Genomic DNA, 19,930 nt, shown 5'->3' with positions numbered 1-19,930 from the left:
GAGAATCGGGCGGTACGCCAAAGAAATGTTTTACACTTTGATGCGACGAATCAGAGAGCCAGCCGCCCCCGAAAGCAGATCGTCATGATACTGCGCGGGTGGGTGTCAGATGAAACGCATTCTAATGCGGTTGCTCTACATAACAACAGGTGTGCGGCAGACGCCCCCTGCGCCAACAGCGCAAGTATAGCACACTCATGCGACATTCGTGAAGTGGATAACCTGTGGAGGTGTAAGAGATTATTGTGGATAGTAGGGGGCGCTAAGGACGGGAGAACCAAGAACCGTCCGCCTCACTTCGACCTGTACTTGTCGCGCACTCATTTCGCGCTGGTTCGGGAAATTATCTTTTGTCCCTGCGAACCCGGCAGTTTTTAATCTTCCACCTTCCGTACTTGCGCTATCCCGATCCCGGGATGGCATTCACGCAGGACGCGAAGGGATGCTTCGGGGGTTGCGCTGTCACACGCCCGGAGTGGCATCCACCACCGTGCAGCCTTCCACCTTCAACCCTTCTTGCCCCTCGCCTTATGTCTCCTGATTACTTTTCCCTTTTCCACGCCGCCACATTCCATGTCACCGGCGCGAGGGGATCGGGGGCAAGCCCACGCACATCGGGTGCTGCCACCACGATGCTCAGGCGTTGAAACAGAGGAATCGCCGGGAGTTCCTGCGTCCACAGTTGCTGCTGACGCAGGTACGCCTCAGCCCGTTCGGCGGGGTCGAGGGTCGTGTCGGCGGTGCGTACCGCGCGATCCGCGTCGCGGAAACACCAGCCGGCAAAGTTCTCGCCACGATAGTTGTTGCTCTCGGCGGGAACGGCGGCGCAACTCCAGAGTTGCAACCCGCCCGGCTCTGGTCCAGCGATCCACCCGAAGAGCGCAAGATCGAACTGTCGGAGGTAGAGGGGTCCATCTGAGTCGAACACCTCGTCGGGCGACGCTTCGTTAATATCGATTGCGACGCCGATTGCGCGCATATCTGCTTGAAAACGGCGGGCAATTGCGCGCCGCACGTCGCTCCCTTGCGTCGTCAGCAGTTGCAGCGTTAGCGTGGCGCCATCGGGCGACGCACGGATGCCATCGCCATCGGGGTCGGTATATCCGGCTTCATCGAGCAACTGCCGTGCCTGATCGGGATTATACGGGTAGCGGGTCACCTGATCGGGCGGCGCGGCAAGGGGGTGCTCCGGCACCACCCAACCATCCAGAACCGGCGTTCGTCCACCAAAGAGCGCATCGACCATCGCCTGCCGGTTTGTGCCATACGCCAGCGCGCGCCGCACCCGAATATCCTGGAGTGCCGGAACATCCAGATTGAACAGAATATGTTCCCAAACTGGACTGGAGACGGTGAAGACCTGTACGGCGCCTTCGGCGGCGTCGGTGTCGAAGCGGATCAGCGGGGCGGTCGAGATCCGATCAGCAATGCCCAGATCGAGATTGCCGTTGAGCAGATTGGCGCGCAGCAGGTCGAGATCGGGAAACACGCGCACGACCAGCCGCGACGCCGCTGGCGTCGGACCGAAATAATGCGGGTTGCGCTCGAAGCGCAGTTCAGTGGCAGTGCGTTCGACCAGCATATAGGGACCATACCCGACCGGTTGACGAGCAAATGCGCTCTCGCGCACCCGCGCCGGATCGACGCCCTGGAGCAGATGGCGTGGCAGCGGCGTCCAGTAACTCACAAAATATGCCGCCCCCACATAATCGGGGCGGAGCACCGCGCGCGTGGTATGATCATCGATCTTCTCGTATGTAGCGGTTTTTGCCAGCAATTCGGCTGCCGCGTCGCCTGGCGGCGCGGCTTTCGCCAATTCATAGGCGAACACCGAGTCGTCCGCTGTAACCGGCGTGCCGTCGGACCAGCGCAGCCGCGGGTTCCAGCGGAAGGTGATCACCAGTTGATCGACCTGGGTGACGACATCGGTGACCGTAGTGGTTATCGCGCCGGTGGCATCGAGATAGACATCGACCTTGCGCATTTCCGCATCGCCATTTTCGAGTGTGGGGATGCGTTCGAGCACTCCTGTTGCGGTATAACCGTAGTTATAGGGTAGGATTGGCGACGGGAAGAGCAACTCGGTGATCGTCGCCGATGCGCGGCGGGTGGCGGCGGACTGCGGGTATGGGTACAGATCCGCTGGAAGATCAAGCGCCCCGATCATCCATGTGTCGTTGCGCTCGGCGATGCGTTCGGCAACCACTGCACCGGTGGGAATGGGAGCGCTCGCCGGGAGGGTTGGTTCAGGCGTCGGCGTCGGGACGCCTCCCTCAATCGTGCATCCCGCCAGTGCGATGCAGGCGACCGTCAGGATCAGAACACGCTGCACGAAACTTCTGAGTCGTTGCTGAGTCATATGCCCGGGGAGTGTAGCAGGGTTGTGCCGATTTGTCCAATAACCTTTTATCGACCATTGTCTGACGTGCTATAATCGGTTCCAATCTCGTCATCGGCGGAGCGTTTCTGTGACTGAGCCAGCCGTCATCTCGACCGATCAACTCATCTGCGATCTCGATCACCTCATCAGCCTGCCGGGCAGCCCTGGTCAGGCTGATGATCTACGCGCCGTCGCCGCACGCATTGCGGCAATGATGCGCAGCCGCGGCTTGCACGTCGAAGTGCGCCCGACCTCCGGTGCGCCGATTGTCATTGGTTGGCGCGGCGGGCGTCAACCATACACCGTTCTGCTCTATCATCACTATGATACACCCTCTCCCGGTCCCTGGCGCGCCTGGCGCCACGATCCGTTTCAGTTGGCGGAGCGCGATGGCATTGTGTATGGGCGTGGCGTGGCAGACGGGAAGGGACCGCTGGCGGCGCACCTGAATGCCATCGCCGCCTTGATCGATGCAGAAGGTGAACTGCCTTGCGGTGTCGTGGTGGTTGCCGAGGGCGACTATCTGACCGGCAGCCCATATCTTGGCGCTCTGATTGCCGACCGCCGCGCTCTCTTCAAAGCCGACGCCTGCCTGGCGAGCGGGGGCGACCGCGACGCCGGCGGGCAACCGTTCTGCTACAGCGGCGCAAAGGGGTTGGTGCAGGTGCTGTTGCGCGTGCAGCAGTCGCAGAACCCCCTGCCCGCCGGATTGGCAGCCAGCATCCCCAACCCGCTCTGGCGCCTGATCTGGGCGCTCAACCAGATCAAGACCGACCAGGAAGAGGTGCTGATCGGCGGATTCTATGATGCTATCGAAGGTCCCACCACTGCTGAGAACCGCATCCTGCGCACGGTGTTCGCCGATGAGACCGGGCGGCGCAATGCCTGGAACGTCGATCAGTTCCTCTTCGGGTTGACCGGTGCGCCGTTGGTGCGCTCGGAAGTGACCCTGCCGACGTGCAATATCAATCTGTTGCAAACTGAGCCGATGGGCGATCCTCCGCTCATTCCGCGTAGCGCCCTCGCGCGACTGGATTTTCAACTCGTTCCCCGGCAGTTCCCGCAGATGGTCGTCGAGGCGCTCCAGGCGCATCTTGCCGCTAAAGGATTATCCGATATCCTGGTTGAACGACTGCCCGGCGGCTATCCTCCTGCTCAGTCGCGGATTGACGATTCCTTTGTGCAGTTGGTGAGCGATGTCGGCAGGTATATCCACGGAGCGCCACTCACCATCCTGCCGCGCGGTCCGTTCAACCTGCCGTTGTTCTATTTTGCCGAAGCGTTTGGCATTCCGGTCGCTTCCGTTGGTGTCGCGCGTCCGTCGAGCGCCATTCTTGGCGCAAATGAAAACATCCCGCTTCCCGATCTGGTGCGTCATGGTCAGCATCTGATCGAGGTGCTCTACGCATGCGCCGCCGCACATGCAAGCGCCTGATGATGCCGTCCCGCTCGATCCGTTATACCATCGGCGATAGCATCGCTGCTCTGGGGCTGGCGTTCCTGCTCTTCCTCTCATTTCTCCTTCTGTATGGCGGAACATCGGCGCCCGATGTGCTCTCCGGCGACCCGGCGGAGTTTCAACTGGCGTCGGTTCTCCTCGGTGTGCCGCATCCGACGACCTATCCGCTGGCGACTATCCTCGGTCATCTGGCGACGCGCGTCCTGCCATTCGGCGCACCGGCGTGGCGTGTGACGATTGTTTCGTCGGTATGTGCGGCGCTGACGGTGGCGTTGTTCGCGCTGCTTGTGTATCGCATTGTCGGAAACCGTTGGATGGCGCTCATTGGCGCGCTGGCGCTGGGTCTTGCGCCGGGGTTGTGGAATGCTGCAACGATTGCAGAAATCTATGCGCTGCTGGCACTGCTGATCGTGGCGCTGGCGCTGACGCTGTTGCATATGTGGGAGGAGGCGCCGACGCCTGCCTTGATGCGGATGGTGCCTGCGGCGCTGATCGCCGGTCTGGGATTCACCCATCACGGGTTGTTCGTCGTAACGGCGTTGCCGCTCTTCGCTGCCGGCATCGTGGCTGCGCTATGGCATGAGTGCGGGCGAACGGCGCCGCGCGCGCTGGTCATAGCCGCTGGCTGGATGGGTCTGGCTTTTCTTGCCGGTCTGACGCCGTGGCTCTATCCGCTGGCGCAGTTTGCCCGGTTTGGTCCTTTCGACGGCATGGATTATGGGCTGCCGCGCCACTATTTCTGGGGAGCGCCCCGCTCGTGGTGGGAGGTCGTCGATCTGCTGACCGGCGGCGAGGTGCGGCGGGGCATCTTTCACATGCCTGACGCCGGATCGATCGTCGCAACGCTCCGCATGGTCGGCAGGCGGCTGTGGTTCGAGTTCGGACCGGTTGGCGTGGCGCTGGGAGTGGTAGGGAGCGTGACGCTTCTGCGCCGGTCGGTGTGGCTCTGGCGCGCTACGGCGTGGGTGTTCTTCGCAACGCTGTCGTACCTTCTGATCCTTGGTCCGGCAGTTGGCGATGCGCCGGTGTTTACTCTGCCGATGCTGCTACCGTGGGCGCTCTGGATTGCGGTTGGCGCTCATGCTATCGTTCGCCTGGCGCCGTCGTTCCGCGCGCACTGGCGCTACCCGGTCACGATTGCGCTTCTGGCGGCGTTGACGCTTGGTTGGGGCGCGACGCGCTATCGCGTGTCGGCAAAACAGCATCTCTGGCTCTACCGCGAGTTCGCTACTGCGACGCTTGCCATCCTGCCGCCGGATGCGGTCGTCGTCACGCATTGGGAGCAGGGGACGACACTCCTCTACCTGCGCTTTGTCGAAGGCATCCGTCTAGATGTCTGGATCGATGTGGTCGAACCGGGCGATGACCCGTGGCTCGAACGGGCACACCGTCGCTACCCTGATCGTTCAGTCTACTTCGTCGGTCAGCCGGAGAGCGTTGCCGGCATGCCGGTTGATCTGCTGGTCGATGAGCCGTATGCCAAGGTCTATCGGTTGCGAGTGCCGCCGAAACGCTGAGCTCGACTTTATCCATCTGTGCCGCTCACGCAGCATAGGCGAGCGCATCAGTCAGGCGAACAAGTAACGACTTCGGGATTTTGACCATGTCGGCTTCCGCAGGCGACATCCAAGAAATGGTGACCGGCCAGAGCTGCTTGCGGACGAAGGCCAGTGTGTCGCTGAAGGTCGGCAGCGCCTTGGTGTACCAGGCCGCCTGCCTCACGGGCAACTCGCCTGCTTGGAGTAGGTGATGGGCGAACAGCGTCACGAGCGAGAACAACCCCAACAGCACCGGTGTCGTACGCAGGATCGCCAGGTCCGACCACTGGCGCTGGGTCTCGATGCCCAAGTGTGCTCGCGCTTCCTCGAACGTGACCTCCACCTGCCAGCGCATCACGAACCACTCCACAATCTCCTTGGGGGTAGCCGCCGGGTTCGTGCTCAGCAGCGCCTGGGCCTCAAACTTCCCATCGGGGTCGGTAATGAGCACCCAGCGAATGCTCACCGGCGGCAAGCCACTGTGATACCAGACCGCCGTTGCCGATGCCAGCCGCACCGTTCGCGTCGTTCCGCCATACCAACGCACGCTCGTGTGCTGCCAGTCTGTGGTCGGGTCGCTGAGCCGCTGCTCCAGGGTCGGCTGCCGTGCGCCTTTCTTGCGCGGCCGACCGGGTCGCCCTGCTGGGTGCACGTACGCCGTGTCGTACAAGGCCGCATCCAAGCGCAAGCGCGTGACCACGGTAACGGGGTTGGGCAAGCCCTGGCAGGCGGCAAGCAGTTCGAGCGCGGCGTAGCTGCTGTCGGCCACAACGACCAGCACGCGCTCGGGCAGCCACTGACGGACTTGGAAGATGATCTGACGCGCCCAGTCGGTGAGCTGTTTGTGGCGCTTGCCGAGCTCCTGATGGTAGCGCTCGGAGGGCGCCAGGACGGTCAGAAAGGGCAAGGCCCAAACACGCTGGGCCCAAGGGATGGGGGCGAGCAGCATCAGACACAACCAGCGCAGGCCGCTGGTCTTGACGAAGAACGAGCGCGACGAGCGGACAGGGTCGCGGTAGATCCCCTTGGCCTTGATCTTGGCCCCGCGCCGGCGCTCGATATGGTCGTCGAGGCCGAGCACGATAGCCGTATCGGACGGAACGAAGGCGTCGACGAGCAGGCGCAGCAGGATGCGGCTGGCGGCGTAGGGCGACCAGACGGCGCGGTTGAGGACGCGATGGTAGTTCTGGAATTGCGCATCGTCGCTCAGCCCCATCACCCGCAGCGCCGAAGTGACCGTGCGCTTGCCGGGGGCTAGGATGGCGCCGATGAGCAGTATCTTCGCCCATTCCCATACACGCTCGCTAAACAGCAACTCGAACTTGCGGAGGACCGGTATAATCGCTCGTGGCAGGTTGCGCATGGCTGGCCCCTTCGTGGTAGTTGGGTTCTAGCCAAGCGTACCCTGCCTCCCGTTTTTCGTCTACCGAATGGATAAAGTCGAGCTGAGAGTGTGTCTGAAAAAAAGCCGACGGGATGGCGCCGTCTGGCAGAGGAGGCGACGGACATCCGCCACGACGTGTGCGGGCGCGCCGCCCGCGTTGCTGCGTGCGGGGTGTGTAGGCGCGCCGCCCGCGCTAAGCAAGTGCAAGCCCCGCTGTGGCTGCTGAGCGAACGTGCGAACATCGTGTCTGATTGACTGCGACGTGGTAAACGCTCCTCGTGAGCGGGGTCTCAGTCCCGCCCTTGTTTGATCGTGCGCGGGCATACGTTGCTGCGCCGTGGTATTGACAAACTGTTGCTTTTTCCTCCATCATGCAATCGAAGACATTGTTCCATCCTTACTCAGCCATCTTGTAATACCAATGACGATTGACGATGCCACATGCTTGTCATTCCGAGCCCTTCGCTTCGCTCAGGGTAAACTCAGCGCGGAATCTGCGCGGGTCGCGCACGACCCCTCGCGCTGCTCGGGGTGACCATGCCGGATGGTCACAGGGAATTGGTATAAGTTGCAAGTCTCTCTCGAGGATCCTGGTGCGCCTGGTTTAGATGGGTCATTGTTTTATGTCTACAGAGAGCGCTGGTCTTGCTCTTCCCGATCTCCCGATCCTGCGTCTTCGTCTGACGATTCGCCTGCTCATCGACGCCTTTCTGCCCGCGTATAAGGGCGCTATGCTGCGCGGCGGCTTCGGCTATGCATTTCAGCGCGCCTCCTGCCTCCAGGCATGTTGGGGGCGGTCGCATGAATGCACCATTACCCCATTCTGCCCATACCGCTGGGTCTTCGAGACGCCACACCCGTCCGATGTCGCGCACCTGCACGACCTGCGCGATGTGCCGCGCCCCTTCGTCATTGTGGCGCCGGGCGATACGCGCACGCGCTACGTGGCGGGGGATGCGCTGGAATTTGGCTTGACGCTGATCGGACGGGGCGTGGAGTATCTGCCCTACTTCCTGTTCAGTTTCGAGCGCCTGGGTGCGATGGGGTTAGGGCGCGATCATGCTCCCTTCCGACTGGAACGGGTCGAAGCGTTGCGCCCCTGGCAACCGACCGGAGTGGTTATCTACCAGGATGGTCAGGTGCTTCAAAGCGCGGAGAGCCTGCCGTTCATTGATGCGGCAGCAGTCTCTGCATATGCACAAACACTCCCGAAAGATTTGAGTCTGGTCCTGCTCACGCCGCTCCGCATTCGTGAACGCGGAGAGGTGTTGCGCACGTTCGACCTGCCCGCGCTGGTCCGCGCGGCATGCTGGCGGATCGATGCGCTGGCGACCTTCCATGGCAATGGACGGTGGCAGGTCGATTATGAGCGGCTGATCAATGCAGCGCGCGCCGTTACTGTCGAACAGGTGCAGACGCGATGGGTCGATGTCCAGCGCACCTCTACGCGCCAGCGCCAGACGATGCCGCAGGGCGGGATCGTCGGCACGGCGATGCTGCGAGGCGTCGGCATCGATCTGCGCTGGCTGCTGGCGCTTGGCAGTCTGGTGCATATCGGGAAGTCCTGCACCTTCGGGCATGGCAACGTGCAGATGATGAATCTGGAAGGGTGAAGGCGGGAAGGTCGGTATCGAACGTTGCGTGTTACGTGATCCCGCCAGACCCGCCGCCCATGCCGGGCGCGGGCGCGGTTCCACGAAGCATGTGAAAAAACGTGAACTATCCACGAAGGACGCAAAGGAACACGAAGGATCGGTCGGCAGCTCAGCGCGTCTCGTTTACCCTGACACACCATCGGGCAGATGCGCCGGCGATCAGAGGCGGTTCGCCGTCTGGCGCAGGGTCGGGCGTTCCGGTGCGATCCACAACGTTTCCGTAGCAGTTGGCGCGCGAATGTGCAGTATAGCGATCAGGGGCGCCTGTCCGTCTGCGGGGATAGAGCGTTGTTGCATTTGTGACGGGGGTGGTGGTTATACTGAAATTGTCGGTTTTGAAATATGCCTCAACGTAAGGTCTTTTCCTGATCTGAGACGTTTGCCCGGAGAAACCAGACTGCAAAAACAATGATGAACGCAGATCGTTTCACCTTTACTCGCGCGATTGCAGCGTGCCTGGTGTATGGAACGGGTATCGACGCCCGTTCAGTGGAAGACGTAGTGCGTTCGGCTTTGGACAACGCGCCGGTCGCGCCGTCCAAAGCCATGCTCGAGGAATTGCACACGACGGTGACGACGCGACTGCACGACGCCGGTTTGCCGGAGGAAGCGCAGCGAGTGGCGCTGGTCTACGGCGGCGCAACGAAGATCAAGGGATACGTCTTCGAGTCGCCGGCGTTGCCCGAAATTCGCGGCGCCAGTGCGCTGCTCGAGTGGGTGAATGATCATCATCTTTCTGCGATCTGGCGTGAGACGCTCGGTGAGAGTCTCGGAGAATCGTGCATTATCTATGCTGGCGGGGGTAGTCTTCTCGCCTTCGCGCCAGTTGCGAAAGGTGCGGAACTCGCCGGTCGCATTGAACAGGCGTTTACCCGCCAGACCCTCACCGCCAATAGCGTCGCCGTCGCCGCAACCTTTTCGCTCCTCGAACTGCGCTACGGACGTCGACCGCTCGACTTTTGGGCAGACGCCTTTCTGGATCGATGGCAGAACCTGCACCTGCGACCGGAACTCGAAGCGTACTACTACGCGCCGTTGCCGGGCAGCGCCGCAGCGAATCTGAGTGATGACGCGATCCGTACTGCCGTTCCGGGGCGCGCGCTCACAGTTGATGACATAAGCGCCGTGCGTCGCTTTCTGAACCGCAAGCAATTCGGCGAACTGGTGACGATCCTGGCGACTATGTTCAACCGGCGCCGCGACGAGCGCGCTTACGCTGGCGCGCCGCGCGTTCTACCGCTCTACCCGATGACGCCATGGGCGGAACGGTGCGCCAGCAGCGATGTGCGCCCCGCCGAATGGCGCGGGACAGTCGCCGATGAAACACGCGCCTACAGCGAACCTTCGGCGCGCAAACGGTATGTCGGGCAACTGATCAAGCGCGACGACGACGATCAGACGCGCTGGTACACGTCAACGTTCGCCTGGCGCGCACCTGACGACCTGCGCAATCGCTCGTGGGAAACACGGTGGGAAGCGTTTCTGGCTAAGGAAGGCGCCGCTACGCCTTACCGTTGCGCCATGGATCAGCAGCCGAATGTGACGCCGCCGCGCGACCTGAATGAGATCGGCGCCGCTTCCCGACCAGATCGCTACATCGGCATCATCTACGCTGACGGGAACAACGTCGGGCGGTTAATCGCCACCCTGTCGACCCCCGACGACTTGCACCAGACTTCTGCGCATCTGAGCACAGCCGCAACCGATGCAGTCTTCAAAGCGCTAGCGCAGTGTCTGCGACCGGCTGAGGTGCGACGCAAGCGGCAGCGTGCGGTTGTGCATCCCTTCGAGATTCTGACTATTGGCGGTGACGATCTGCTCCTCATTGTCCCCGGCAGTCGCGCCTTCGACGTGGCGCTGGCGATTGCGAGTGAGTTTGAACGCTCCCTGGCGCAGAACCTCCCTGCGCCATCCGACGCCTGTGCGTCGAATGCCATTCACACGCGCTACATCCGCGAAACGCTGGTCACGCGCGAGCCGTACACGCCGTCGGTGGGGCTTTCGGCAGGCGTGGTCGTTGCACAGGAGTCGGCGCCGATCTTCTTCCTGCGTGATCTGGTGGAGGAATTGCTCAAACGCGCCAAGAAACTGGCGCGCTCCTTGACCGGACAACGCTACTACGGCGGCGCTGTCGATTTTATGGTGCTGAAATCGGTCACCATGGTCGCCGACACGGTCGAAACGTTCCGCAAAGCGGCGCTGCATGATGAGAGCGATCGGCGTCTCACCGCTCGTCCCTACACCTGGCACGAGTTTGCCGGTTTGCTGGAAACCGCCCGCGCACTCAAGCGCAGCCGCTTCCCGCGCTCGCAACTCTACCGTCTGCGGCGCGTCATGGAAACAACGCCAGGGGTCATGACCAGTTCTCTGGAATACCTCTATACCCGTGTGCGGCAGAAGGACGCCAACACCATGCTGATCGAACACATCGAACAGGCATGGCGCCAGGCGGACGCTGCGTTGCGTCGTCCGGCGACGCATCCGTGGCTGTTGCGTGCCGCAGGAGGACACGAAACCATCTGGTCCGATCTCGCCGAAATCTACGATATGGTCTCTTTGCCGGAGGGTGAGGATGGTCAACGTACAGTTTGATCTCGAAGTTCTGAGCGACACTCCCGTGAGCGTCGGCGCAGGCGGCAGTGCCGGAACGCTTGCCGACAAAGTGATCGTGCGCGATAGCCGGGGGCGTCCGCTTATCCCTGGCTCGCAGGTCAAAGGGCGCACGCGCCACGCCGCTGAAGCCATTGCATCCACGCTTGGACTCGGCGTGCCGCAGAGTTTCGGCGACGAGACCGATACCATCATACGGCGCGTGTTCGGTTCGCCGCAGCAACGAGCGCCGCTTCACTTCGCCAGTCTGATCGCTGATGTCGGAAAGGCGCAGACCGTACCGCAATGGTTGAGTCAGATCCGCCCCAGCGTGGCGCTCAACCGGCGGCGCGGCACGGCGGAGGATGAGCGCCTGTTGTTTCAGGAAACAGCGCTGCGCGGGATGCGCTTCACCGCTCGACCGGCGATTGTTGGCACGCTTCCTGACCTCGGTCATGTCGCGCTGCTCTGGGCTGCATTGCGCGTTGTTGATCGCTGGGGCAGCGCGAAGTCGCGTGGACTGGGATGGGCGACAACAAGAGTGCAGGTGACAGTGGCCGGTCAGGTACAGGACGATGCCGTTCTCGCCAAGGCGTTGCGCGATCTGGTGCGCGGGGGAGGAGCGTAATGCACGAGACGGTGCTGATAGTCGAGGCGCGTGAGCCGCTCGCCTTTCCGGAGAGCAAGCCAGGTGCGCAGTTCCGCCAAAGCCTGCCATTTGTGCCTGGTGCGGCGCTGTTTGGCGCGCTCGGCGGCGCGTTGGATCGGAGTGGGCGCTTCGATCCGGCGCTCCTGCGGCGGCTGCGCTGCCGCAATGCCTACCCGATGCACGAAGGCGATGCATGGGTGCGCCCGTTGCCGGCAACCGCCATCACGCCAAAGGGCGAGAGTCGCCTCCGCGACTCGCTGGTGCCGCGGGTGTGCTGGGAACAACAGACCCCGCCCGCACTGGTGTACGCGCCAACTGATGCCGAGGGGCGTCCCTGGGAAGCGGCTGGTCAGAAGTTCTACACCATCACGGATGGGAAACCGGAGTTTCGCAACGTCACGCAGCGCATCCACACGCGCGTGGCCATTAACCGGAGGCGCGGCACGGCAGAAGATAGCCTGCTCTATTCCTTTTTCGCCATCAACGAGACAACGCTGGAAACAGACACGCCAACGCGTTTCATCGGCAGCCTGGCGATGATCGATCTCGATGACGCCGCTGTCTGGCATCAGATAACGGACCTTGTCACACAGCGGATTGATCGCCTTGGCGCGCGCCAGACAACCGGCATTGGCGGGGTGCGGATAACACTGCGCGATCTTCCGGCTGAGCGCAGCATCCGCGAGCGCGTGGAAGCGCTGACCAGGCGATTCATCCGGCAGATTGAGCGCTACCAGAATCTCGGCGGCGCAACGTGGCGTCTTTCCGGTCAGATGTTCACCGTCAACCTGGTTTCCGATGCCATTCTGTTGCGCGATGGCTGGCTGCCAACCCAGGAACTGAGCGCCGATATGCTGCGCGACGCCACCGGCATCGAGGCGCGGCTCGTGCGCTCGTTTACGACAACGCGGATCGTAGCAGGATGGCACGCTCTCTGGCAGCGCCCCAAAACGTCACACATTGCCGTGCGCTTCGGCAGCCTGTACGTGTTCGAGGCGCAGCGCTCGCTGACCGACGATGATTACGCCGTTCTGGAACGCCTTGAACGCGACGGCATCGGCGAGCGTCGCCAGGAGGGGTTCGGGCAAGTGCGCATCTGCGATGACTTTCATTTGATCGATTGGGAGGAAGAGAATGGATCAGCAGGGCAGTGATGAACTGCGCCGCGAACTGGCGCTCGACCAGGCGATTGGCGCGCAACTCGACAAACTGGTGCGGCGCGCAAACCTGGCAGTGCTGAAGTTGCGCAACGCGAAGATGGAAGAGAACCAGTTGCGTAATCTGCTCGACGCCGCGATGGAGTCTGGCTCGGTTGAGGTGACTGCCGGGTTTATCCGCTATCAGATCGGGCGTGACAGTGCCAACTGGAAAGACTTCGGGCATCACGTCATCAGCGATCTTGGCAAACTGGGACGCGATGAGACCGAAAAAGTCGTTGATTCTTTGAAACACATGAGCATCGCCGACGCCGATGCGCTCAAGCCGCGCATCCAGGTGCGCCTGATGCAACTCTATCTTGGATACATCAATCGCGCCTTTGTGTACGCCAAAAAGGCGAACGGTTTCGATCATCTAAAGGAGGTCGTCAGTGTCGCGTGAACCGATCTATTCCTTCGCCGCACTGCACAATCGCCTGACGGTGCGCGGTGACCTGCTGGCGCTCACGGCGCTGCGCATCGGCGCGGGGCGGGCAACTGAGATCATCGCCAACGACCTGCCGGTGCTACGCGATGCCTTCGACCGACCCTTCATCCCCGGCGCGTCGCTCAAAGGCGCTCTGCGCGCGCAGGTTGAGTCCCTCGTGCGCGCCGTCCAGCCCGATCAGGCGTTCGACCTCGAACAAATCGAAGCCCATATGCGCCGAGAGATCAGCCGGTTGAAAGAGCAGCACGATGATGATATGGAACTGAGCAAAGCGATCTGGCGCGCCTCAACTCTGATCGACCTGACCTTCGGCGCGCCGTGGGTCGCGGGGCGGGTGTTCTTCAAGGATGCACAGGTTGACCCCAGGCTCTGGTTTGGTCAGTTCGAAACGCGCAACGGCGTCGGCATCAACCGCGATACCGAAACGGCTGAACCTGGGCTGCTCTACGATTACGAGGTCGTTCCTGCCGGCGCGCGCTTCCATTTTGATCTGGTGGTCGAGAATGCGGCGCCATGGCAACTGGGTATGCTGCTGGCGGCGCTCAAGCCATGGCAGCGCGGCGACGTACAGATCGGCGGGTTCCGCTCGCGCGGTTTGGGGTATGTGCAACTGGTCGGGCGTGAGGGACGCGAAGCGCCGGAGATTCGTTACATGGCTGTGCGCGAAGGCGTGGCTGGTGTCGATGATGTCATTGCCTGGCTCAACGGCGGCGGCGAGGCAGTCGGCGCCGATCAAGAGCGGGAATGGGTTGCCGCGTTCCGCTCAGCCCTGGAGCAACCTGAGCAGGCGAAGGAGATGATCAATGCATAAAGCGACCTTTCTGAACGGGACGCTGCGCCTGACCATCCGCCCCGACGGTCCGATTCTCATTAAGGCGGGTGAGACTGGCGGCGGCGACCCGACCCTGCCCGACATGCAGTTTGTGCGCACGAAGTACGCCGTCTCCGACGGCAGCGGTTCACAGTATGCAGCAGGCGCGATCTATCTGCCGGGTCCCTCACTCAAGGGGGTGATCCGCGCTCATTGCGAGCGCATCTGCCGCACCCTCGACGGCGACGCGCTGCAAAAGGAACGAAAAGAGCGACGCCAGCAGTTCGATGAGGCAGAGAAGATACCGGAAGATGCCCAACTCATCCCTCTCGCTGACAATCCGCTTGGCGACGGCGCGCGATACAAAGGTCTCGATGATATGCGCTACAACTCGGGTCGGGCAATTGAGGCGATGCGCGATAAACTGAAGAGCACCGCAGCCGTCTATCGCCTCTCGTCGTTCGTGGCGCAACTCTTCGGCAGCACAGCGCTGGCGGGGCGGGTGCGCTTCGCCGATGCTTATGGCAAAAACGTCGTCACCGAAGAGCGGAACGGTGTTGCCATTGACCGGGTGTACGGCTCGGTTGCCGTCGGTCCGTTCAACTACGAGACCGTCGTGCTCGGTGAGTTTCCGACGCGGATCGATTTTAAGAACGTCACCCTGGCGCAATTGGGGTTGCTGGGGCTGGCGCTGCGCGACCTGGCGGAGGGGCGCGTTGCATTGGGGTTCGGCAAATCGCGCGGATTAGGGCGGGTGACGGCATCGTTCGACAGCCTGGACATTCTGTATCCGACGTGTGTGCTGGAAGGGAATGCGCTGCGGCTCATCGGCAGCGGTATCCGCCTGCCTGTCGGTCACTTCGGCGGCGTCGGGGCATTCGGCGGCGACGCCTACCGCGCCTATGATTTCCCCGTCGATGACACCGCACCGTTGCCGGACGGTCTGCGCTTTCAGGAGGAAGAAACGATGGGGGTGCGGCTACACGCCGAGGGCGCCGATCAGGTCAAGGCGATCTGGCGGGCATGCATGCCTGCGTGGAAACGGGAGATCGGATTATGAACAATGTCGGCTATATGTACCGCCTACGCGAAGCGACCGGCGCCGAAGTTCGCCGTGTGGTCCGTGAATACGTGGGAATCCCGTGCTGGACTTTCGGCGGCGCAGCGTTGTGGGATGTTGTGCCAGCAGATGGGCGAGCCAACCTGCGCCCGATAACGAAACTGAGCGACATCGACCGTCTCGATATCCGCGGCGATTTCGGGCATGCCTTTTCAGAGCGCGCCGAAGTGCGCTGGAAACGGTTGGACGACGACGCCTACGATGTGCTTATCCTGAGCGAAACAGAACTCTCTATCGCGGGCGCCTGCCCGCTCACCTGCGAAGGCGCGCCGTGGGAAATCGAGCGACCGGCGAAGGCGATGATCCTGCAAACCGACAAGCAACCGGCGATCAGGTATGTGCTCTACCGCGCGCCGCTGGGTGCGCTGCAACTCGTGCGGTTGGCAGGGCTGGCAGAGGAGGAACGACGATGAGCAACGACCGGCGCAACCGTGGCGGCGCCCAACCGCTGCCCAAACCGTATGATTTTGTACCGTTGGCGTCACGAGTCGAGTGCCGCGCGCCCGAAGGACATCATCGCTATACGCACCTGAACGGTGCGCTGCACGCGCAACTTATCGCACGTTCGCCAGTGCATGTCGCCTCTGGTCTGCTCGAACAAACCAGCAATCAACGTTATCCGATGGTCAAGGCGCATTTCCGCGTCAACGGCACACCGGTCATCCCGGGAACATCCCTTAAGGGATGCATTCGCAGTATCGTCGAAGCGATTTCTTCTTCTTCGGTGAGTGTGACGCGCGCGCGTCAACTCCCACACAAACTCAAACCGTCAGACAAACCGGAATGCCTGGATGTCGCACAGCGGATCTTCGGCGCTCTGGGGTATCAGGGACAGGTACGCTTCGGGGATGCCGTCCTCACCGGCGGGCAGACCGAAATCCGGGGCGCGCCGCAACTGTTTCGTCCTCGCCCCGAGGCGCCGATCTATCTGGACCAGAGCCGCAGCCTGAAAGGTCGCAAGTTCTACATGCACGGCAAACCGGCATCTGGCGACCTGCCGCTCGAAGTGTGTTCGGTCGGTAGCACGTTGACGTTTCGGATGGATTTCGAGAACCTGACGCCGGGTGAACTTGGTCTGCTCCTGATTGCCCTGGGGCTGGGCGAGCCGCGATGGTATCCCAAGCTAGGAGGCGGAAAACCGGCGTGTCTGGGGACCATTGAGGTGGTCGAGCCAAAGGTTGAGATCACGGAATCAATGCAGCAGTGGTACACCGATTTCGACATGCCTGCACCGCAGGCGAGAGACATTCCGGCATTGCTTCAAGCAGCGCTTAACGAACGGTTGGTCTTAGAGGATCAGGCGCGTCGCCTGGCAGACATCCTGCGCTGGCCACGCGACGACCGCCAGTGTCCAGATCGGAGTTATTAGATTCAGTTCCTTTTGACCTGTCATGCGTTCGACGCTGGCTGAGCCTGTCGAAGCCAGCGCCTGCCGGGTGTCCAATAATACCAATTCCCTGTGCACATCCGGCATGGTCACCCCGCGCAGCGCGAGGGGTCGTGTGCGACCCGCGCAGATTCCTCGCTGCGCTCGGAATAACACGCATGCGGCATCGTCAAGCGTCATTGGTATAATGCCTGGGAGTGGGCACTATGCGAAATACCGGAATGACAAACGACTTGATGGAACGCGCATCAGCTATGGCGCTCGATCTGTGCGCTGCGCGCGTTGACCCGAACGAAGCGCAAAAGGCGCTGGCGTATTTGCGCGCTCAAAAGGATAGCAAAGCCTATTTTGCCTATCTACAGGCGATTGGCAACAACGGTCGCGCCGTTATCCGCTCGAACCAGACGATTAAGTACTACAGTCATCTGCTGGAAGCGAGCCAGCAGCATTTGTGCAACCTGTCACCGCCCAACATGGTGCTTATACTGGCATGGGCAATCCGTTTGCTCAGGTACTACAATGCCGTGCCAGAGGAGGAGCGTCAACCCCTTGATGTTGTTCATGTTCCCACCCCTTCCTCTGACCCGCTTCCGTCCCCCGCCCCGTCGCGCCCGCCTTCCGCAACGCAATCTGCGCCTGCCCGACCATCCCCGTCCCTGGCGCAGCCTGCTGCGCGCCCGCCTTCCGCTCCATCGCCCGCGCCGCCCGCAGCGCAGACCGCACCACCCGCGCCGCCTGCGAGTATTCCCCTGCCAGGAGAGGTCTTTTCCGGCGAGGTGCTGGAGGTTGATGAAGACGCTGTCGCGGTGAAGGTGAAAAATTTTAACCCGAAGCGCGTGATTGGCGTCATACGCGCCGAAACGATCCCGGATCGCAATACCGCACGGTATTCGGCAGGCAATACCGCCCGCGTCGAAGTGGTTGCCGTGCAACAGAAGGGCAACAGGACCATCCTGGAGTTGAAACCGGCGCCGAAAAAGAAGGCGCGCTCATAGGCGCGATGACCTGACGCCGACGCTCATCGATCATACTGTCTCATCATCCGGCGAATCGGCAAAGTAACCGGCGATGGGTGCGCGGAAAGGGAGCGTCGGCAAAGTGAGTGTGCCAGCGTGGTGTGCAGGAAGATGCCGCTGGCCGGGTCGGAGGATGTGGAGAGGATGACTACCAATGACGATTGAAGATGCCGCGTGCTGGTCATTCCGAGCCCTTCGCTTCGCTCAGGGTAAACGCAGCGAGGAATCTGAGCGGGTCGCGCACGACCCCTCGCGCTGCTCGGGGTGACCATGCCGGATGGTCACAGGTAATTGGTAGACAGCACGCGATGCAGGGCGCACAATCCAGTATTCCGGCACGCCTGCACGCGCATACGCGGCGCGCTTGATGGTTTTATCAGTCTCAGGGTTCGATGACGACAACACCTCGACGATCAGCGCCGATACGCCGTTAATACGGCGGTCGTGGATGATGTGGCTGTCCTCGTGACGCACTACGACAATATCCGGCTGGGCGGGATCACAGCCAGGCATCCGCACGCCGACCGGCGCCCACACCGTCCATGCTTTCCCGTGTCGGTCAATCTGCGCAATTAACTGAAGCGCAATCCATTGATGACTTCACTGCACAAAGCAACCACGAAGGTCACAAAGGGACACAAAGGAAATGCTCGTCAATTCACCTTCGTGCGCTTCGTGTCCTTGGCGGTTAAGCCTTTGTGCAGCGGACTCATTGATAAAAAAACTGGGCGCTGTCGTCACGAATAACACTCCATCAATCACTTCGTAGCGATTCCCGTCGTCCGGCAATGTCGTCCAGCGCTCGTGGTTCCAATCGGCGTCAACCGAGCGTAGCGCAACGACGAGACAGCCGGGAAAGGAGAGGTTGCCGTCATACGCTCTCCTGAACAGGAGAGATCAGGAATATGGTACCCCACGACGCCGCCATGACGCACCATTCGGTAGCAGTGCGGGGCTGCCGTCCCAAAGCTCAAGATGGGAGACGCGCCATAAAGGCATGCCGGAAAATCCATCTTTGTGCAGCGTGCCGAGGGAAAGCGGCATAGAGCGTATGCTCCGCTCTTCGTGCTCTTTCGTGCCCTTCGTGGATGGTACGCACGCTTCTGACATTCGAGGGTGTGCGCACACAGAGGTGTGGCTGAGCCAGATCTTATGAACGAATCCGCGTTCTTTCTCAAGGCGCCGACAACCCCAGCGCCCGCAGCGTCGCATCGTCGAGCGATCGGTCATTCATGCCGTCGCGCGTCAGGCTGAAGCCGCCAGCGTAGTCCCACATCGCCCAACCGATCCGGCGCTGTTCGAGCGCCGCGCGCACGTCGGTCAGCCATGCGATACGGTCCGCAGGCGTGGAGATCAGCCGGTAGACCCCGAATTCGTTGCAGGTCAGCGGCACATTGTGCTGCGCTCCCCACGCCGCTGCCTGATCGAGGCGCATGCCAATGCGCGTCGCGCCCCAGCCGCTCTGCCCATAGAAACGGATCTCATCCCGCGCCCGCGGGTTGTCGATGATTGCCAGCGCTGCCGCAATCCGTTCGGCATCGACGGGGTAGGGAACGCCGCGGTAGTGTCGCCACATCTCATACCCCCACGTTGCGCCCTGATGGGTGAACTCGAACGGTTCGTAGAAGTGGAAGTTGTAGACCACGTTGCGATCCGCCACCGGCGTGAGTTGCACCAACCCATCGATGCTGGCCCACCCATCGCCACTGGCGATCAGCGTATGGCGTGGTGCGCCGTCGCGCATCGCTGCCAGAAAACGGCGCAGCACCGCTTCCCAGCGCGGCGGGTTGTCGAAGTGCGCCTCGTTCAGCGCCTCCAGGAACACCCACTCTGGATCGCGTGCGCTGAGGTGCATCGCCAGCGCGCGCCAGAATTGAACGACCGCATCGACAAATCTGTCATCAGTCGCCAGCCGGTCCACAAAGCGATCTTCCGGGTGCAATTCCACAATTACCGCCAGGTCCGCCTGGAGGATCATATCGAGCGCCGCGTCGAGCAACGGCAACCGGTCGGGGTCGAGGCGCGCCGGATTGCGTTCACTGAAGAGCACATACGGATCGAGCGGAAAGCGCACGTGGGTCAGACCAACCCGACGCAGCGCGCGAAACTCGTCGGCAGTGTGGCGCGATTGGAGCGTGGCGCGGGAAAAGGGCGCCTGAGCAAACCAGTGGCTCATATTGACGCCGCGCGCCAGGCGCGCCAATCGATTGGCGGGAACGCCGCCCGGTATTGAGCATCCGGCGACACTCAGTGATGCGGCGGCAGCGGCAAACTGGATGAACGTGCGGCGGTTCATTG

Annotated in this window: 16 protein-coding genes; 12 read left to right on the top strand and 4 right to left on the bottom strand. The window is 61.9% G+C overall.

Translation table 11 applies throughout. The features are described from left to right. Nucleotides 1-541: 541 nt before the first annotated feature. Complete coding sequence (locus tag RCAS_RS01050) at nucleotides 542-2,332, bottom strand: peptide ABC transporter substrate-binding protein (RefSeq protein WP_232280116.1); 1,791 nt, start codon at nucleotides 2,330-2,332, stop codon at nucleotides 542-544. 136 nt (nucleotides 2,333-2,468) lie between these two features. On the opposite strand from RCAS_RS01050, the gene RCAS_RS01045 reads away from it, so the two are divergent. Both RCAS_RS01045 and RCAS_RS01040 read left to right on the top strand, forming a co-directional pair. Further along, on the top strand, nucleotides 2,469-3,815 hold the full coding sequence (locus tag RCAS_RS01045) for a M20/M25/M40 family metallo-hydrolase (RefSeq protein ID WP_011997734.1): 1,347 nt from the start codon (nucleotides 2,469-2,471) through the stop codon (nucleotides 3,813-3,815). Beyond that, nucleotides 3,788-5,356 carry a protein O-mannosyl-transferase family gene (locus RCAS_RS01040; protein ID WP_011997733.1) on the top strand — a complete coding sequence of 523 codons (1,569 nt, stop codon included), beginning with the start codon at nucleotides 3,788-3,790 and terminating at the stop codon, nucleotides 5,354-5,356. The genes RCAS_RS01045 and RCAS_RS01040 overlap by 28 nt, the downstream gene beginning before the upstream one ends. Before the next feature lie 25 nt (nucleotides 5,357-5,381). Here RCAS_RS01040 and RCAS_RS01035 read toward each other — a convergent pair whose 3' ends face one another. Next, the gene (locus RCAS_RS01035; protein WP_011997732.1) at nucleotides 5,382-6,740 is read right to left on the bottom strand and encodes an IS701 family transposase; all 1,359 of its coding nucleotides are present in this window, start codon (nucleotides 6,738-6,740) and stop codon (nucleotides 5,382-5,384) included. Nucleotides 6,741-7,384: 644 nt separating this feature from the next. On the opposite strand from RCAS_RS01035, the gene cas6 reads away from it, so the two are divergent. The 10 genes from cas6 to RCAS_RS23090 all read left to right on the top strand — a co-directional run bounded on the left by cas6 (nucleotide 7,385) and on the right by RCAS_RS23090 (nucleotide 17,611). After that, nucleotides 7,385-8,374 (top strand): CRISPR system precrRNA processing endoribonuclease RAMP protein Cas6, encoded by a 990-nt coding sequence (gene cas6, locus RCAS_RS01030; RefSeq protein WP_011997731.1) that lies wholly within the window; start codon nucleotides 7,385-7,387, stop codon nucleotides 8,372-8,374. A gap of 450 nt (nucleotides 8,375-8,824) precedes the next feature. Next, entirely contained in the window at nucleotides 8,825-11,008 is a 2,184-nt protein-coding gene (locus RCAS_RS01025; protein WP_011997730.1) for a Cas10/Cmr2 second palm domain-containing protein, read from the top strand. Next, the gene (locus RCAS_RS01020) at nucleotides 10,989-11,633 is read left to right on the top strand and encodes an RAMP superfamily CRISPR-associated protein (protein WP_011997729.1); all 645 of its coding nucleotides are present in this window, start codon (nucleotides 10,989-10,991) and stop codon (nucleotides 11,631-11,633) included. The genes RCAS_RS01025 and RCAS_RS01020 overlap by 20 nt, the downstream gene beginning before the upstream one ends. Then, on the top strand, nucleotides 11,633-12,808 hold the full coding sequence (csx10, locus tag RCAS_RS01015) for a type III-D CRISPR-associated RAMP protein Csx10 (RefSeq protein ID WP_011997728.1): 1,176 nt from the start codon (nucleotides 11,633-11,635) through the stop codon (nucleotides 12,806-12,808). Before RCAS_RS01020 ends, csx10 begins: the two co-directional genes overlap by 1 nt. Further along, nucleotides 12,789-13,253, top strand: a complete 465-nt coding sequence (locus RCAS_RS01010) for a hypothetical protein (RefSeq protein ID WP_011997727.1) — start codon at nucleotides 12,789-12,791, stop codon at nucleotides 13,251-13,253. Before csx10 ends, RCAS_RS01010 begins: the two co-directional genes overlap by 20 nt. Beyond that, nucleotides 13,243-14,109 (top strand): type III CRISPR-associated RAMP protein Csx7, encoded by an 867-nt coding sequence (gene csx7 / locus RCAS_RS01005; RefSeq protein WP_011997726.1) that lies wholly within the window; start codon nucleotides 13,243-13,245, stop codon nucleotides 14,107-14,109. The genes RCAS_RS01010 and csx7 overlap by 11 nt, the downstream gene beginning before the upstream one ends. After that, entirely contained in the window at nucleotides 14,102-15,169 is a 1,068-nt protein-coding gene (locus RCAS_RS01000; RefSeq protein WP_011997725.1) for an RAMP superfamily CRISPR-associated protein, read from the top strand. The genes csx7 and RCAS_RS01000 overlap by 8 nt, the downstream gene beginning before the upstream one ends. Beyond that, on the top strand, nucleotides 15,166-15,642 hold the full coding sequence (locus tag RCAS_RS00995) for a hypothetical protein (protein ID WP_011997724.1): 477 nt from the start codon (nucleotides 15,166-15,168) through the stop codon (nucleotides 15,640-15,642). The genes RCAS_RS01000 and RCAS_RS00995 overlap by 4 nt, the downstream gene beginning before the upstream one ends. Continuing rightward, entirely contained in the window at nucleotides 15,639-16,598 is a 960-nt protein-coding gene (locus RCAS_RS00990; RefSeq protein WP_011997723.1) for an RAMP superfamily CRISPR-associated protein, read from the top strand. Before RCAS_RS00995 ends, RCAS_RS00990 begins: the two co-directional genes overlap by 4 nt. Before the next feature lie 254 nt (nucleotides 16,599-16,852). Continuing rightward, a complete protein-coding gene (locus tag RCAS_RS23090; RefSeq protein ID WP_198135980.1) occupies nucleotides 16,853-17,611 on the top strand; it encodes a S1 RNA-binding domain-containing protein in 759 nt (252 codons plus the stop codon). 225 nt (nucleotides 17,612-17,836) lie between these two features. Here RCAS_RS23090 and RCAS_RS00980 read toward each other — a convergent pair whose 3' ends face one another. Continuing rightward, entirely contained in the window at nucleotides 17,837-18,169 is a 333-nt protein-coding gene (locus tag RCAS_RS00980; RefSeq protein WP_049768772.1) for a Uma2 family endonuclease, read from the bottom strand. A 637-nt stretch (nucleotides 18,170-18,806) separates the two neighbouring features. Continuing rightward, a complete protein-coding gene (locus RCAS_RS00975; protein WP_011997721.1) occupies nucleotides 18,807-19,928 on the bottom strand; it encodes a glycoside hydrolase family 5 protein in 1,122 nt (373 codons plus the stop codon). Nucleotides 19,929-19,930: the final 2 nt, after the last annotated feature.

The organism is Roseiflexus castenholzii DSM 13941 (genome assembly GCF_000017805.1).
In the GTDB taxonomy this organism is placed as follows: domain Bacteria; phylum Chloroflexota; class Chloroflexia; order Chloroflexales; family Roseiflexaceae; genus Roseiflexus; species Roseiflexus castenholzii.
The sequence above is the reverse complement of the archived record's forward strand: the minus strand, read 5'-3'. Positions and strand labels throughout refer to the sequence as shown.

What these genes read in the sequence shown, in the direction of transcription:
- RCAS_RS01040 (WP_011997733.1), top strand. Translation starts at nt 3,788, where the DNA reads ATGCGCCGCCGCACATGCAAGCGCCTGATGATGCCGTCCCGCTCGATC.
- RCAS_RS01035 (WP_011997732.1), bottom strand. Translation starts at nt 6,740, where the DNA reads ATGCGCAACCTGCCACGAGCGATTATACCGGTCCTCCGCAAGTTCGAG.
- cas6 (WP_011997731.1), top strand. Translation starts at nt 7,385, where the DNA reads ATGTCTACAGAGAGCGCTGGTCTTGCTCTTCCCGATCTCCCGATCCTG.
- RCAS_RS01025 (WP_011997730.1), top strand. Translation starts at nt 8,825, where the DNA reads ATGATGAACGCAGATCGTTTCACCTTTACTCGCGCGATTGCAGCGTGC.
- RCAS_RS01020 (WP_011997729.1), top strand. Translation starts at nt 10,989, where the DNA reads ATGGTCAACGTACAGTTTGATCTCGAAGTTCTGAGCGACACTCCCGTG.
- csx10 (WP_011997728.1), top strand. Translation starts at nt 11,633, where the DNA reads ATGCACGAGACGGTGCTGATAGTCGAGGCGCGTGAGCCGCTCGCCTTT.
- RCAS_RS01010 (WP_011997727.1), top strand. Translation starts at nt 12,789, where the DNA reads ATGGATCAGCAGGGCAGTGATGAACTGCGCCGCGAACTGGCGCTCGAC.
- RCAS_RS01000 (WP_011997725.1), top strand. Translation starts at nt 14,102, where the DNA reads ATGCATAAAGCGACCTTTCTGAACGGGACGCTGCGCCTGACCATCCGC.
- RCAS_RS00995 (WP_011997724.1), top strand. Translation starts at nt 15,166, where the DNA reads ATGAACAATGTCGGCTATATGTACCGCCTACGCGAAGCGACCGGCGCC.
- RCAS_RS00990 (WP_011997723.1), top strand. Translation starts at nt 15,639, where the DNA reads ATGAGCAACGACCGGCGCAACCGTGGCGGCGCCCAACCGCTGCCCAAA.
- RCAS_RS23090 (WP_198135980.1), top strand. Translation starts at nt 16,853, where the DNA reads ATGGAACGCGCATCAGCTATGGCGCTCGATCTGTGCGCTGCGCGCGTT.
- RCAS_RS00975 (WP_011997721.1), bottom strand. Translation starts at nt 19,928, where the DNA reads ATGAACCGCCGCACGTTCATCCAGTTTGCCGCTGCCGCCGCATCACTG.